The organism is Enterobacter cloacae subsp. cloacae ATCC 13047, assembly GCF_000025565.1.
Lineage (GTDB): Bacteria > Pseudomonadota > Gammaproteobacteria > Enterobacterales > Enterobacteriaceae > Enterobacter > Enterobacter cloacae.
Window position 1 is genome coordinate 3994814 of record NC_014121.1, and the last position, 13909, is coordinate 4008722.

16 protein-coding genes are annotated in these 13909 nt (G+C 54.0%); 3 read left to right on the forward strand and 13 right to left on the reverse strand.

Translation table 11 applies throughout. The features are described 5' to 3' along the window. Window positions 1–25 precede the first annotated feature (25 nt). On the forward strand, window positions 26–286 hold the full coding sequence (locus ECL_RS19420; protein WP_020690052.1) for a YfhL family 4Fe-4S dicluster ferredoxin: 261 nt from the start codon (window positions 26–28) through the stop codon (window positions 284–286). Here the strand turns inward: ECL_RS19420 and acpS are convergent. The 12 genes from acpS to rseD all read right to left on the reverse strand — a co-directional run bounded on the left by acpS (window position 283) and on the right by rseD (window position 9735). Then, window positions 283–663: a holo-ACP synthase gene (acpS, locus tag ECL_RS19425; RefSeq protein ID WP_013098314.1), complete on the reverse strand. Its 381-nt coding sequence runs from the start codon at window positions 661–663 to the stop codon at window positions 283–285. The genes ECL_RS19420 and acpS overlap by 4 nt on opposite strands. Further along, window positions 663–1394 carry a pyridoxine 5'-phosphate synthase gene (gene pdxJ, locus ECL_RS19430; RefSeq protein WP_013098315.1) on the reverse strand — a complete coding sequence of 244 codons (732 nt, stop codon included), beginning with the start codon at window positions 1392–1394 and terminating at the stop codon, window positions 663–665. Before pdxJ ends, acpS begins: the two co-directional genes overlap by 1 nt. 75 nt (window positions 1395–1469) lie before the next feature. Beyond that, the gene (recO, locus tag ECL_RS19435; RefSeq protein ID WP_013098316.1) at window positions 1470–2177 is read right to left on the reverse strand and encodes a DNA repair protein RecO; all 708 of its coding nucleotides are present in this window, start codon (window positions 2175–2177) and stop codon (window positions 1470–1472) included. A 17-nt stretch (window positions 2178–2194) separates the two neighbouring features. Then, the gene (era, locus tag ECL_RS19440) at window positions 2195–3100 is read right to left on the reverse strand and encodes a GTPase Era (RefSeq protein WP_013098317.1); all 906 of its coding nucleotides are present in this window, start codon (window positions 3098–3100) and stop codon (window positions 2195–2197) included. Beyond that, window positions 3097–3777, reverse strand: a complete 681-nt coding sequence (rnc, locus tag ECL_RS19445) for a ribonuclease III (protein WP_003860711.1) — start codon at window positions 3775–3777, stop codon at window positions 3097–3099. The genes era and rnc overlap by 4 nt, the downstream gene beginning before the upstream one ends. 222 nt (window positions 3778–3999) lie before the next feature. Next, window positions 4000–4974 (reverse strand): signal peptidase I, encoded by a 975-nt coding sequence (lepB, locus tag ECL_RS19450; RefSeq protein WP_013098319.1) that lies wholly within the window; start codon window positions 4972–4974, stop codon window positions 4000–4002. A 15-nt stretch (window positions 4975–4989) separates the two neighbouring features. Then, window positions 4990–6789, reverse strand: coding sequence for a translation elongation factor 4 (gene lepA, locus ECL_RS19455; RefSeq protein WP_013098320.1), 1800 nt, complete (start codon window positions 6787–6789; stop codon window positions 4990–4992). Between the two features lie 185 nt (window positions 6790–6974). Next, window positions 6975–7451 carry a SoxR-reducing system protein RseC gene (rseC, locus tag ECL_RS19460; protein ID WP_044157446.1) on the reverse strand — a complete coding sequence of 159 codons (477 nt, stop codon included), beginning with the start codon at window positions 7449–7451 and terminating at the stop codon, window positions 6975–6977. Continuing rightward, window positions 7448–8401: a sigma-E factor regulatory protein RseB gene (rseB, locus tag ECL_RS19465; RefSeq protein WP_013098322.1), complete on the reverse strand. Its 954-nt coding sequence runs from the start codon at window positions 8399–8401 to the stop codon at window positions 7448–7450. The genes rseC and rseB overlap by 4 nt, the downstream gene beginning before the upstream one ends. Beyond that, a complete protein-coding gene (rseA, locus tag ECL_RS19470) occupies window positions 8401–9051 on the reverse strand; it encodes an anti-sigma-E factor RseA (RefSeq protein WP_013098323.1) in 651 nt (216 codons plus the stop codon). The genes rseB and rseA overlap by 1 nt, the downstream gene beginning before the upstream one ends. A 31-nt stretch (window positions 9052–9082) precedes the next feature. Then, on the reverse strand, window positions 9083–9658 hold the full coding sequence (gene rpoE, locus ECL_RS19475; RefSeq protein WP_006176728.1) for an RNA polymerase sigma factor RpoE: 576 nt from the start codon (window positions 9656–9658) through the stop codon (window positions 9083–9085). Next, the gene (rseD, locus tag ECL_RS19480) at window positions 9655–9735 is read right to left on the reverse strand and encodes a rpoE leader peptide RseD (RefSeq protein WP_225368419.1); all 81 of its coding nucleotides are present in this window, start codon (window positions 9733–9735) and stop codon (window positions 9655–9657) included. The genes rpoE and rseD overlap by 4 nt, the downstream gene beginning before the upstream one ends. A 350-nt stretch (window positions 9736–10085) precedes the next feature. On the opposite strand from rseD, the gene nadB reads away from it, so the two are divergent. After that, window positions 10086–11705: an L-aspartate oxidase gene (gene nadB, locus ECL_RS19485; protein WP_013098324.1), complete on the forward strand. Its 1620-nt coding sequence runs from the start codon at window positions 10086–10088 to the stop codon at window positions 11703–11705. On the opposite strand, the gene trmN is transcribed toward nadB, so the two are convergent. Continuing rightward, window positions 11690–12427, reverse strand: a complete 738-nt coding sequence (trmN, locus tag ECL_RS19490; protein WP_013098325.1) for a tRNA(1)(Val) (adenine(37)-N(6))-methyltransferase TrmN — start codon at window positions 12425–12427, stop codon at window positions 11690–11692. The two genes, nadB and trmN, sit on opposite strands and share 16 nt — an antisense overlap. A gap of 132 nt (window positions 12428–12559) precedes the next feature. Between trmN and srmB the strand changes: the two genes are divergently transcribed. Further along, on the forward strand, window positions 12560–13888 hold the full coding sequence (gene srmB / locus ECL_RS19495) for an ATP-dependent RNA helicase SrmB (protein ID WP_013098326.1): 1329 nt from the start codon (window positions 12560–12562) through the stop codon (window positions 13886–13888). The last annotated feature ends 21 nt before the right edge of the window (window positions 13889–13909 follow it).

Below are 13909 nucleotides of genomic sequence, written 5' to 3' on the forward strand. Positions count from 1 at the left end.
TTGTGTTGTTTCTGAGAATTTCCTGATGGCGCTGTTAATCACCAAAAAATGCATCAACTGCGATATGTGCGAACCGGAATGCCCTAACCAGGCCATTTCGATGGGCGACAGCATTTATGAGATTAACACTGACCGTTGCACCGAGTGCATTGGCCACTATGAAACGCCGACCTGCCAGAAGGTGTGCCCGATCCCCAATACCATCCTGAAGGATCCGGCACACGTCGAAAGCGAAGAGCAGCTGTGGGATAAGTTTGTCCTGATGCATCACGCGGACAAACTTTAACTCTCGATAATCACCGTTGCGCTGGCATAGTGCCGTTCATCCGCGATTGTCACGTGCATGTGCGCCACGCCGAGTTTCTCTGCCAGCTTCAAGGCCTCGCCCCATAAACGCAGGCGCGGCTTACCCAGCTCATCGTTAAACACTTCAAACTGGTTAAACGCCAGACCGTTACGAATACCGGTGCCAAAGGCTTTGGCCGCTGCCTCTTTAACGGCAAAGCGCTTGGCCAGGAAACGTACCGGCTGCTGATGCGCTTCCCAGATGGCCCATTCGTTATCGCTCAGCACGCGCCTTGCCAGACGATCGCCACTACGGGCGATCACCGCTTCAATGCGGGCTATCTCGACGATGTCGGTACCTAAGCCCAGAATAGCCATTACTGACGCGCTTCCAGCATCAGGCGTTTCATTTCTGAAACCGCCTCTTTCAGGCCACTCATCACCGCACGGCCAATAATGGCGTGGCCGATGTTCAGCTCATGCATTTCCGGCAGGGCGGCGATGGCTTTAACGTTGTGGTAGGTCAGCCCATGCCCTGCGTTGACCTTCAGACCCAGGCTCGCGGCGTAAGTAGCCGCTTTCGCGATACGCTCCAGCTCTTTAGCCTGCTCGGCATCGTTTTTGGCATCGGCGTAGCAGCCGGTGTGAATTTCAATATACGGCGCGCCCACGTCAGCCGCCGCTTTGATCTGCTCCGCATCAGCGTCAATGAACAGAGAAACCAGGATACCCGCGTCCGCCAGGCGTTTGCAGGCATCGCGCATTTTGTCACGCTGCCCCGCCACGTCCAGACCGCCTTCGGTGGTCACTTCCTGACGCTTTTCCGGTACCAGGCAGCAGAAATGCGGTTTGGTGTCACAGGCAATCGTCAGCATCTCTTCCGTGACCGCCATCTCCAGGTTCATCCGGGTATCCAGCGTCTGTCGCAGAATACGCACGTCACGGTCAGTGATGTGGCGGCGGTCTTCGCGCAGATGAACGGTAATGCCATCGGCGCCAGCCTGCTCAGCGATAAACGCCGCCTGAACCGGATCGGGATAAGCCGTGCCGCGAGCATTACGCAGCGTGGCGATGTGATCGATGTTGACGCCTAACAGTAATTCAGCCATGACAATCCTCGGTATTTTGATTCATTTTCCTTCCCTCTCTCCCTCCGTAAGAGGGCTGGAGTGAGGGATAAAACGTTAACGTTTCGGCATAAACTGCCTGAACAATTCGCGGCTCTTCAGGGGTTTGCCCCCAAGATACGGCTTGAGCGCAATCCGGGTAAAGCGTTTTGCAGCACGAAGGGTATCTTGGTCCGGAAATTCGCGCTCATACAGCGCCCGGAGCTGGCGTCCGGTAAAGGTGTTGTTATCAATCACGACGCTGGCGATAAACCCTTTTTCTTCCCGATACCGGTAGGTCATCCCGTCTTCGACCTCGTCTCCACTCCCCGCACAATGCAGAAAATCGACGCCATATCCCAGGTGACCCAGCAGCGCCAGCTCGAAACGGCGCAGGGCGGGTTCAGGCGAACCGGTTGCGCCAGCAAGGGCCTGGATACAGTGCAGATAATCGAAGAAAAGTTCAGAGAAGCGAGTCTCATGTTCAAGAACGCGTGAGATGAGTTCATTGACGTACAGACCGCTGTAAAGCGTGATGCCAGAAAGGGGAAGCGCCAGAGAGACGGCTTCAGCGCTGCGCAGGGTTTTGACTTCCCCTCGCCCGCCAAAACGGACCAGCAGCGGCGTAAAGGGCTGTAAGGCGCCTTTGAGGTTGGAACGTTTAGAACGTGCGCCTTTTGCAACAAGGCGCACGCGACCCGACTCTTCCGTGAAGACGTCCAGCATCAGGCTGGTTTCGCTCCAGGGACGACTATGCAGAACAAAAGCGCGCTGCCAGCCTTCCATTTGCGCGTCGTCTTGGTTTACTGATCTTCGCCGTAACCGAGGCTGCGCAGAGCACGCTCATCATCGGCCCAGCCAGATTTCACTTTCACCCACAGCTCCAGATGAACCGGTGCTTCAAACATCTCCTGCATGTCTTTACGGGCTTCAATACCGATGGTTTTGATCTTGGCGCCTTTGTTGCCAATGACCATCTTCTTCTGCCCTTCACGCTCAACGAGGATCAGGCCATTGATGTCGTAACCGCCACGCTCGTTACTCTGGAAACGCTCGATCTCTACCGTCACGGAGTACGGCAATTCTGCGCCAAGGAAACGCATCAGCTTTTCGCGGATGATTTCAGAAGCCATAAAGCGCTGAGAACGATCGGTGATGTAATCTTCCGGGAAGTGGTGAGTCGCTTCCGGCAGATGCTTACGCACGATACCGGCGATGGTATCCACGTTCAGACCGGTCTCTGCAGACAGCGGAACGATGTCGAGGAAGTTCATCTGGCTACCCAGCCACTGCAGGTGCGGCAGCAGATCGGCTTTTTCCTGTACGTTATCCACTTTGTTGACCGCGAGGATCACCGGCGTTTTACCGTCACGCAGCTTGTTCAGGACCATTTCGTCGTCCGGCGTCCAGCGGGTGCCTTCCACAACGAAAATAACCAGCTCCACGTCACCAATCGAGCTGCTCGCCGCTTTGTTCATCAGGCGGTTAATGGCACGCTTCTCTTCCATGTGCAGACCAGGGGTATCGACGTAGATCGCCTGATACGCGCCTTCAGTATGGATACCGACAATGCGATGACGCGTGGTCTGTGCCTTACGCGAGGTGATCGAAATCTTCTGCCCAAGCAGATTATTCAGCAGGGTGGATTTACCCACGTTCGGACGTCCGACGATGGCAATAAATCCGCAATAGGTTTTTTCTTCGCTCATTCCAGCTCCAGCATTTTTAACGCCTGTTCGGCGGCAGCCTGTTCAGCCTTACGACGGCTTGAACCTGTGCCCACCACCGGTTCACTCAGGCCACTGACCTGGCAATGGATGGTAAATTCCTGATCGTGCGCTTCACCACGCACCTGCACCACCAGATAAGATGGCAGCGGGAGGTGACGACCCTGCAAATATTCCTGCAAACGCGTTTTCGGATCTTTTTGTTTATCGCCCGGACTGATTTCATCCAGACGGGTCTGATACCAGTTCAGGATCAGTTTTTCTACGGTCTGGATATCGCTGTCCAGGAACACGCCACCGATTAATGCTTCAACCGTATCGGCAAGAATAGATTCACGACGGAAGCCGCCGCTTTTCAGTTCACCCGGCCCAAGACGCAGACATTCGCCCAGTTCAAATTCGCGTGCGATTTCCGCAAGGGTGTTCCCCCTTACCAGCGTGGCGCGCATGCGGCTCATATCACCTTCATCCACACGCGGGAAACGATGATAAAGCGCATTAGCAATCACGAAACTCAAAATAGAGTCACCTAAAAATTCGAGGCGCTCATTGTGTTTGCTGCTGGCACTGCGATGGGTTAATGCCTGTTGCAACAGCTCCTGATGATGAAAAGTGTAGCCCAGCTTCCGTTGAAGCCGATTAATTACGATGGGGTTCATGCGATACCAATAAATGAATGCGTCAAAAATGCAGCACACGAAACCGACCTGAGAAAACCAACGCGGTTTCGTGTGCCGTGGCACCCTTGCAGGGCCAACCTTAAACTTCGGGGGAATATTCTATACACAACGACAGGGGATGTCGTTAGTTCGAAGAGATTTATCGCTGAAATAATTCACGTAGCCGCTAATTAAAGCGACTACGTGTTCAATTATTGAGAATTAATGGATCCCGCCAATACGATTCAGGCGTACCCCGGTCGGCCATTCGCCTTCCTGTTTCTCAAAACTCATCCAGATTGCGGTTGCTTTACCCACCAGATTCGCTTCCGGCACAAAGCCCCAGTAACGGCTGTCCGCGGAGTTATCGCGGTTATCGCCCATCATGAAGTACTGTCCCGGCGGTACGATCCAGGTGGCCAGCTGCTGACCTGGCTGTTTGTAATACATCCCGACCTGATCCTGCGCAATTGGCACGGTCAGGATCCGGTGCGTCACATCACCCAGCGTCTCTTTACGTTCGACCAGACGAATACCGTTCTCTTTGGTTTCATCTTTCGGCACCTGGAAGAAACCGTTGGTCGCTTCGCCGCCGTTACGACGGGCAAAGGTCTGCACAAAATCACTTGGCTCAACGTTTGAGTAGGTGATTGGCAGCGCGTTTTCACACGCGGTACCGGAGCTGCAGCCAGGCTGAACGGTCACTTCTTTGGCAACCGGATCGTAGGTGACTTTATCACCCGGCAGACCCACCGCGCGCTTGATGTAGTCAAGGCGTGGATCGTCCGGGTATTTAAACACCACAATGTCGCCACGTTTCGGATGGCCCGTTTCGATCAGCGTTTTCTGGTAGATCGGATCTTTAATGCCATAGGCAAACTTCTCGACCAGAATAAAATCACCAATCAGCAGCGTTGGCATCATGGAGCCTGACGGGATCTGGAACGGCTCGTAAATAAACGAACGCACCACCAGCACAATCGCCAGCACCGGGAATACCGATGCCCCGGTCTCCAGCCAGCCCGGTTTCGGGCCAACTTTCTTCAGGGTTTTCGCATCAAGCCCATCACCTGTGGCTGCCTGCGCGGCAGCCTGACGTTCACGGCGTTTTGGGGCGAAAATAAACTTATCCAGACACCACAACAGACCTGTCACCAGGGTAGCGATGACCAGGATCAGGGCAAACATGTTCGCCATGCCAACTCCTTAGGGTTATTTGCCGTCTTTACCAACATGCAGAATGGCAAGGAATGCTTCCTGCGGCAGTTCGACGTTACCGACCTGCTTCATACGCTTCTTACCTTCTTTCTGCTTCTGGAGCAGCTTTTTCTTACGGCTGACGTCACCGCCATAGCATTTCGCCAGAACGTTTTTACGCAGCTGTTTCACGGTAGAGCGGGCGATAATGTGGTTGCCAATGGCCGCCTGAATCGCGATATCAAACTGCTGACGCGGGATCAGATCTTTCATCTTCTCAACCAGCTCACGGCCACGGTACGGGGCATTGTCGTTGTGGGTGATCAGGGCCAGCGCATCAACACGTTCGCCGTTGATCAGCACATCCACACGTACCATGTTCGAAGCCTGGAAGCGTTTGAAGTTGTAATCCAGTGACGCATAGCCACGAGACGTAGACTTCAGACGGTCGAAGAAGTCGAGAACCACTTCCGCCATTGGGATTTCGTAGGTCAGCGCGACCTGGTTACCGTGGTAAACCATGTTGGTCTGAACGCCACGCTTCTCCACGCACAGCGTGATAACGTTACCCAGATATTCCTGCGGCAGCAGCATATGACACTCTGCGATAGGCTCACGCAACTCATCGATGTTGTTCAGCGGCGGCAGCTTGGACGGGCTGTCGACGTAGACGATCTCTTTGTTGGTGGTCTGCACTTCGTACACTACGGTCGGCGCGGTGGTGATCAGATCCAGATCGTATTCACGCTCCAGACGTTCCTGAATAATCTCCATGTGCAGCAGACCAAGGAAGCCGCATCGGAAGCCGAAGCCGAGCGCCGTGGAGCTTTCTGGCTCGTAGAACAGCGAGGCGTCGTTAAGGCTCAGCTTGCCGAGCGCATCACGGAAGTTCTCGTAGTCGTCGGAGCTGACCGGGAACAGGCCGGCATAAACCTGTGGTTTCACCTTTTTAAAGCCTGGCAGCGCTTTTTCTGCCGGGTTACGCGCGCCGGTCAGGGTATCGCCCACTGGCGCACCGAGAATGTCTTTTATGGCACAAACCAGCCAGCCCACCTCGCCGCATTTCAGCTCGGTACGGTCAACCTGTTTTGGTGTGAAGATCCCGAGACGGTCTGCGTTATAAACCTGGCCGGTACTCATCACCTTAATTTTGTCGCCTTTACGCATGGTGCCGTTTTTAATACGCACCAGCGAGACAACGCCCAGATAGTTATCGAACCAGGAGTCGATAATCAGCGCCTGCAGTGGGGCATCCGGGTCACCTTCTGGTGGCGGAATATCACGCACCAGACGTTCCAGCACATCGGTAACGCCCACGCCGGTTTTTGCCGAGCAACGCACGGCATCGGTCGCGTCAATTCCGACGATATCTTCAATCTCTTCCGCCACGCGCTCAGGGTCAGCGGCTGGCAGGTCGATCTTGTTCAGAACCGGCACCACCTCGAGATCCATTTCCATCGCCGTGTAGCAGTTTGCCAGGGTCTGAGCTTCTACGCCCTGCCCCGCATCCACCACCAGCAGCGCGCCTTCACAGGCTGCCAGCGAGCGAGAAACTTCATAGGAGAAGTCAACGTGGCCTGGGGTGTCGATAAAGTTCAGTTGGTAGGTTTCACCATCAGCCGCCTTGTAATCGAGCGTGACGCTCTGCGCTTTAATGGTGATACCACGTTCGCGTTCCAGGTCCATGGAGTCCAGAACCTGGGCTTCCATTTCACGATCAGACAGGCCACCGCAAATCTGGATAATACGGTCAGACAGCGTCGACTTACCGTGGTCAATGTGAGCAATGATCGAAAAGTTACGTATGTTCTTCATATAGTTAAATAATTATGCCTTACGAATTCCTGGAGGCCGCTGTTCTTAGCCTGACGTTTTTCAGTGCGAAAACGCAGCATTCTACACTACATCTCCGTTACCTGGAAATGCACTTAGCGCCAGGTATAGCGTGAAGAAATGGCGTTTTCTTTTTTAAGATGTAAATGATGATAAAGCCCGATGGATCACCGGGCCTCAGAGGAGAGCGTCTCAACACGAAGTTGGTCTGGTGCCAGCCCTACGCTGAGAATAACAGGCTGCCACGCTTCGCGGGCTGCGAGCCTTGGGGAGAAACCTTTGGCAAGCCAGAAACCACCCACACCTCCCAATGCAGCGCCGCACATAGCCGCCGCATCGGTACCAAACAGCATCTGAAACACGCCGCCCATCACAAAGAGCCCCACCAACGGGGAGAGATAAACCAGCATTGCGGAACCCAACAGGCTGCCTTCGGCAATGCCCAGTTCCACCTTCTGTCCTGCCACCAGTGGTTGCTCACTTGGCACGGAAAGCGTGTGCGAGGTTTGCGGCCCGAGCTTATTTAGCACGCGGCTGCCGCAACCCGCCCGGGATGCACAACTGTTACAGGAGGCCTTTACATCACAGCTTACCAGCGCAACACCGTCCCGCCATGATACAACCGTAGCCCACTCTTTAATCATTGTGCAGCCCTGAATTTGATGCTGTCAGAAATACGCTTCGCCGTTTGCGGGGGTAATTCGCCGACGATGGTGATCTCCGCGTTATCGCGTACCGTGGTACTGACTGTTCGACGTCCGGTACGCAGCATTTGTTCGGCACTGTTTGCCGTCGCGCGATTGATGTTCACCGAGAAGCTGAACAAGCCATCGGAGTAGAGGCGCGATTCAACCGGCGTTTCAATGGTAGGCAGTTGTCGGCGGCTGCTTGATACTTCCGTAAAGCCTTGCGGGATCCAGGAAGGAACCCAGTTGAAATTCACGGAATCTCCCGCCGGAACGGAGAGCAGCGGCGGCAAGCTGGCTTTCGCCAGATTCTGCATGCTATTACCCACCTGATTATTAACGCTAAAGGAGATAACGCGGAACTGTTCCAGCGTTTCGCCATCGCGATCAAGCAGGTCTACACGCATTGGAAGCTTGGTTTCGGCATCAATCCAGACAATGTAGCTGTAACGCGTCCCGTCGCGGGCGACAACGCGGATCACTTCACACAATCTGTCAGCGATGCGCGTACGCCCTACCGAAATAAAATCGTAGTAAGGGGCAAGGCGCTTGAAGTCGGTGTAGATGAGCGATGGCAGAGAATCAACGATATAGTCGCCATTGAGGGTAAAAGGCTCCAGGCCTGGCTCGAAATAGCTGATTTCGTTACCACGCTGAACCACTTCGCGACGCGGGCCATCCATCTGTAAAAGTTGCGCGAGCGGCTGATTATCAAGACGGGCATGGCGATAGCGTAACGACTCGACGCCCTGCTTATTGATGCTGATAAATGCCAACTCGTAATTGAGTGACTGGCTGGCCAGATTCATTTGCTGCAACAACGCCCCGGATGAAACATCAGCCGAGGCGTTGGCAGAGAAGAACAGGCTACCCGCCATCAGAGACATGGCGAACCAAAGTTGCTTCATTACTGCGATTGCGTTCCTAAAGTTTGGTTTCCTGGCACCTGCACAGCAGCCTGCTGGGTTTGTGCCTGCTCAAACTGAAGCTGTTCTGAGTGCAGACGACGCTGCAACTCATAATCCTGCAACATCGCATTAATGCGACGGCGCTGCTCCTGAACCTGCTGTTGCTGACCGCCACTGGCGGAGGCATCAGCCGGTACACCCAAACTTACCGGGCTGGCTTTGCCCATCATCGGCAGTGTATTGAACACTGGCGCTTCTGGCTGCTGATTAGTTTCAGACTGAGTATTATAGTGCTGGACGCCAACGATAACTGCAAGCGATACGCATGCCGCCACACCCATTTGGGTAAGTTGACTGGCCCACGGACGCACCTTCTGCCAGAACGGCATTTTCTGCCACTGGTGTGGTGCAGGTTGAGCTTCAGGAATCAGCGGAGTGGTCTGATGAACAGGCTCATTCTCAATAGCCGCCATCACGCGGGCTGAGATATCGAAATGGATAACCTCGCTGGTGTCACCACGAAGGGTGTCACGGATGAGATGGTAACACTCCCAGGTCTCTTGCATTTCGGGAGAATGAGACAACTCGTTGAGCAGCTCACTATCCAGCGTTTCACCATCCATTAAAGCGGAAAGTTTTTCTTTCTGCATGCCTAATACCTTTTCCAGTATCCCGCTATCGTCAACGCCTGATAAGCGGTTGAACTTTATTATCAATAGCTTCTCGCGCACGGAAAATTCGTGAACGTACCGTGCCGACCGGACAATCCATGATAGCGGCTATCTCTTCATAGCTCAGACCATCAAGCTCCCGTAACGTAATTGCCATGCGTAAATCTTCCGGAAGCGACTCGATCGTGCGAAAAACAATTTGTCTCAGTTCTTCTGACAACATTAAGTTCTCAGGGTTCGAAATTTCTTTCAGCGCACCGCCACTTTCGAAGTTTTCGGCGTCGATTGCGTCCACATCACTTGAAGGCGGACGACGGCCCTGAGCGACCAGATAATTCTTTGCCGTATTGACCGCAATACGGTACAGCCAGGTATAAAAAGCACTATCTCCCCGGAACGAGTCCAGCGCGCGATAGGCCTTAATAAAAGACTCTTGTACAACATCAGGCACATCACCTGACGGTACATAGCGGGAAACCAGACTCGCCACCTTATGCTGGTAGCGCACCACCAGTAGGTTAAAGGCTTTCTGATCTCCCTTCTGGACCCGTTCAACCAGGACCTGGTCCGTTAACTGCTCGCTCATCCGAGGTAATGTCTCCCCAAACCAAAATTCCACGCGTTATCGAAACGCCACTCTACAAATCCCGCACTTTTGAGCAAGCACCGAGTTGGAGTGTCTATTCTTCAATAAGTTCCGTAACGCCTTTGTTTTTGTTCATCGCGTCACAGACTGTTTATTTTCTCTCATTATAAGTCTGTTCACGATACATACCCACTTTCTGACTTCAAACATCTCTTATCCGGTCAGAAGAGTAACGCAACCCAGGCTTTATTTCACCACAAAATCTGAAGCTAACGACCTGCTTCGCAAAATATTTTCCTTCTTTTACATGCCGGAAATCCGCGCATGCGCGTTTAGTCATTGCAACTGAGAATAAAAAAAACGTGCGATATCTCGCACTGAGATGCTATTCTGCCCAAACACTGTTTAGTAAATTAAACAAAAAATCATGAACACAACACCTGAACTACATTGTGATGTACTGATCATCGGTAGCGGCGCGGCAGGACTCTCGCTGGCGCTGCGTCTGGCTGAGCATCAGAGCGTAATTGTTCTGAGTAAAGGACCGATGAGCGAAGGCTCCACATTTTATGCCCAGGGCGGAATTGCCGCCGTGTTTGATGAAACAGACAGCATTGCGTCACACGTCGAAGATACGTTGATTGCCGGAGCCGGGATCGTCGATGAACATGCTGCGGAATTTGTCGCCAGCAATGCGCGTCACTGCGTCCAGTGGCTTATTGACCAAGGTGTACTGTTTGATACTCAGGTTCAGCCAAACGGCGAAGAGAGTTACCACCTTACCCGCGAAGGCGGACACAGCCACCGCCGGATCCTGCACGCTGCAGATGCCACCGGTAAAGCGGTGGAAACCACCCTGGTCAGCAAGGCGCTCAGCCATCCTAATATTCGGGTGCTTGAGCGCAGTAATGCCGTTGACCTGATTATTTCTGACAAAATTGGCCTGCCGGGCACGCGCCGGGTGGTGGGGGCCTGGGTCTGGAATCGTAATAAAGAAAAGGTCGAAACCTGTCAGGCGAAAGCCGTGGTGCTGGCAACAGGTGGCGCCTCCAAAGTATATCAATACACCACCAACCCGGACATTGCCTCTGGTGATGGTATCGCCATGGCCTGGCGCGCCGGGTGTCGTGTTGCCAATCTTGAGTTCAACCAGTTTCATCCAACCGCACTGTTCCATCCGCAGGCGCGCAATTTCCTGCTGACGGAAGCCCTGCGCGGTGAAGGCGCGTATCTGAAGCGCCCGGACGGCTCACGTTTTATGCCGGACTTTGACCCGCGAGGCGAGCTCGCACCGCGTGATATCGTCGCCCGCGCTATCGATCACGAGATGAAACGTCTTGGCGTGGATTGCATGTATCTGGATATCAGCCACAAACCGGCTGAGTTTGTCCGTCAGCATTTCCCGATGATTTATGAAAAGCTGCTCAGCCTTGGGATTGATCTGACGCGCGACCCGGTACCGATTGTGCCAGCCGCTCACTATACCTGTGGTGGCGTCATGGTTGACGATCATGGCCGTACGGACGTGGATGGTCTGTATGCCATCGGCGAGGTGAGCTATACCGGGCTGCATGGCGCGAACCGCATGGCATCCAATTCGTTGCTGGAGTGTCTGGTTTACGGCTGGTCCGCAGCGGTGGATATAACCAAACGCATGCCGTATGCCCGCCACGCTGAGCACTTACCGGCCTGGGATGAGAGCCGCGTGGAAAACCCGGATGAGCTGGTTGTGATCCAGCATAACTGGCATGAGCTTCGGCTATTTATGTGGGACTACGTTGGCATTGTACGCACGACGAAGCGTCTTGAGCGAGCCTTACGCCGTATCACCATGCTGCAGCAGGAAATTGATGAGTATTATGCCAACTTCCGCGTTTCCAACAATCTGCTGGAGCTGCGTAACCTGGTGCAGGTTGCCGAGTTGATTGTTCGCTGCGCGATGATGCGTAAAGAGAGTCGGGGTTTACATTACACCCTGGACTATCCCGACACGCTGCCTGAATCCGGCCCGTCGGTTCTCTCCCCGCAGCGTCACATAAACAGATAAAATGCCTGGGTCAGCGCAGTGTAATCTTCGGAGTAACGCTGGTCTGGCCCACGGATAACCATCCTGTCGTTAAAACATTCACCCTCTTTTGGCGAAAGCGCCAGCAAGACCCGGTGTGGTAAACGCCCTTCCGTATCCGAGATATCGGTACGCAGCCGCAAGTTCCAGCCCATCTCCCGTGCGATCTCAATAAAGGTATTGCCGGTGCTTTCGGGAAGTACCACGCAGAAGAACCCTTCTTCGGAAATTAAATTCGCCGCGCTGGTTAACAGGGCTTTATGATCGAGCGAACCGGTATAGCGAGCCTGTTCGCGCTCAGGCGTACCGCACTCCACGCCGGGCGCGTAGTAGGGAGGGTTACTGACGATCAAATCATAACGCGCCGTTTGCTCTGGTGCCCAGGCCAGTACGTCCGCGCATTCAACTTTTATTCGGGTTGCCCAGGGGGATTCGAGCGCATTTTCACTCGCCTGCCCTGCTGCCTGTGCATCCAGTTCAACCGCATCAATGGTGACATGCTCATCCGTGCGCTGAGCCAGCATTAATGCCAGCAGACCACTGCCGGTGCCAATATCCAGAATGCGCTTAACCCCTGCGACAGGCGCCCACGCTCCCAGTAGAATACCGTCTGTACCGACTTTCATGGCACAGCGATCGTGAGCAACAAAAAATTGTTTAAACGTAAAACCATCGCGGCGCAATTGCGCTTTGAGTTGAGACATGTCAGAGCAACCTTCTAAGTGAAACTGGAGTAGCATAGGGGAAAGCGAAGTGGCCGAAAAGCGATATCCATACAAACAGATGAAGATTACAGCCGTAACGTCTATAATCAGCGCCCCACACAGAGGTAGAACATGACTGTAACGACTTTTTCCGAACTTGAACTCGATGAAAGCCTGCTCAATGCACTTGAGAGCAAAGGCTTTACACGCCCGACCGCCATTCAGGCAGCGGCCATTCCGCCTGCGCTTGAGGGCCGCGATGTGCTCGGTTCTGCGCCAACCGGCACGGGGAAAACAGCAGCCTACTTGCTGCCTGTGTTGCAGCACCTGCTCGATTTTCCTCGTAAAAAATCAGGCCCGCCGCGTATTTTGATCCTGACGCCTACCCGTGAACTGGCTATGCAGGTTGCCGATCACGCACGCGAACTGGCAGCGAATACCCATCTGGATATCGCCACAATCACCGGCGGCGTTGCGTATATGAACCACGCCGAAGTGTTCAGCGAAAACCAGGATATCGTCGTTGCGACGACAGGCCGTCTGCTGCAATACATTAAAGAAGAGAACTTTGACTGCCGCGCGGTAGAAACCCTGATTCTGGACGAAGCCGACCGTATGCTGGACATGGGCTTCGCGCAGGATATCGAACACATCGCCGGTGAAACGCGCTGGCGCAACCAGACAATGCTCTTCTCTGCCACCCTCGAAGGGGACGCGATCAAAGACTTCGCAGAGCGCCTGCTGGAAGATCCGGTGGAAGTGTCGGCAACGCCTTCTACCCGTGAACGCAAGAAGATCCATCAGTGGTACTATCGCGCGGACAACCTTGAGCACAAGGTTGAATTGCTCAAGCACCTGCTGAAGCAGGAAGAGGCCACCCGCACTATCGTCTTTGTGCGTAAGCGCGAGCGTGTGCACGAGCTGGCTGAAATGCTGCGTAATGCCGGGATTAACAACTGCTACCTCGAAGGCGAGATGGCACAGATCAAACGTACCGAAGGCATTAAGCGTCTGACCGATGGCCGCGTTAACGTGCTGGTGGCAACAGATGTTGCTGCTCGCGGGATTGACATTCCGGACGTCAGCCACGTGATCAACTTCGATATGCCGCGCAGCGGTGATACCTATCTGCACCGCATCGGCCGTACCGGCCGCGCCGGGCGTAAAGGTACAGCGATCTCCCTGGTTGAAGCGCACGACCATCTGCTGCTGCAGAAAATTGGTCGCTATATCGACGAGCCACTGAAATCCCGCGTTGTCGATGGCCTGCGCCCAACCACGCGTGCACCGAGTGAAAAAATGACGGGCAAACCGTCTAAAAAAGCACTGGCGAAACGTGCGGAGAGAAAAGAGAAAGAAAAAGAGAAGCCGCGCGTGAAGCAGCGTCATCGCGATACCAAGAATATTGGTAAACGCCGTAAGCCAAGCGGTACTGCGTCAGAAGCGAAAACTGAAGAGTAAAAAAAAGCCGGGAAATATCCC

Bases quoted from the DNA above. Each gene is read 5' to 3' on its own strand.
- ECL_RS19420 (WP_020690052.1), top strand. From the start codon at position 26: ATGGCGCTGTTAATCACCAAAAAATGCATCAACTGCGATATGTGCGAA.
- acpS (WP_013098314.1), bottom strand. From the start codon at position 663: ATGGCTATTCTGGGCTTAGGTACCGACATCGTCGAGATAGCCCGCATT.
- pdxJ (WP_013098315.1), bottom strand. From the start codon at position 1,394: ATGGCTGAATTACTGTTAGGCGTCAACATCGATCACATCGCCACGCTG.
- recO (WP_013098316.1), bottom strand. From the start codon at position 2,177: ATGGAAGGCTGGCAGCGCGCTTTTGTTCTGCATAGTCGTCCCTGGAGC.
- era (WP_013098317.1), bottom strand. From the start codon at position 3,100: ATGAGCGAAGAAAAAACCTATTGCGGATTTATTGCCATCGTCGGACGT.
- rnc (WP_003860711.1), bottom strand. From the start codon at position 3,777: ATGAACCCCATCGTAATTAATCGGCTTCAACGGAAGCTGGGCTACACT.
- lepB (WP_013098319.1), bottom strand. From the start codon at position 4,974: ATGGCGAACATGTTTGCCCTGATCCTGGTCATCGCTACCCTGGTGACA.
- lepA (WP_013098320.1), bottom strand. From the start codon at position 6,789: ATGAAGAACATACGTAACTTTTCGATCATTGCTCACATTGACCACGGT.
- rseC (WP_044157446.1), bottom strand. From the start codon at position 7,451: ATGATTAAAGAGTGGGCTACGGTTGTATCATGGCGGGACGGTGTTGCG.
- rseB (WP_013098322.1), bottom strand. From the start codon at position 8,401: ATGAAGCAACTTTGGTTCGCCATGTCTCTGATGGCGGGTAGCCTGTTC.
- rseA (WP_013098323.1), bottom strand. From the start codon at position 9,051: ATGCAGAAAGAAAAACTTTCCGCTTTAATGGATGGTGAAACGCTGGAT.
- rpoE (WP_006176728.1), bottom strand. From the start codon at position 9,658: ATGAGCGAGCAGTTAACGGACCAGGTCCTGGTTGAACGGGTCCAGAAG.
- nadB (WP_013098324.1), top strand. From the start codon at position 10,086: ATGAACACAACACCTGAACTACATTGTGATGTACTGATCATCGGTAGC.
- trmN (WP_013098325.1), bottom strand. From the start codon at position 12,427: ATGTCTCAACTCAAAGCGCAATTGCGCCGCGATGGTTTTACGTTTAAA.
- srmB (WP_013098326.1), top strand. From the start codon at position 12,560: ATGACTGTAACGACTTTTTCCGAACTTGAACTCGATGAAAGCCTGCTC.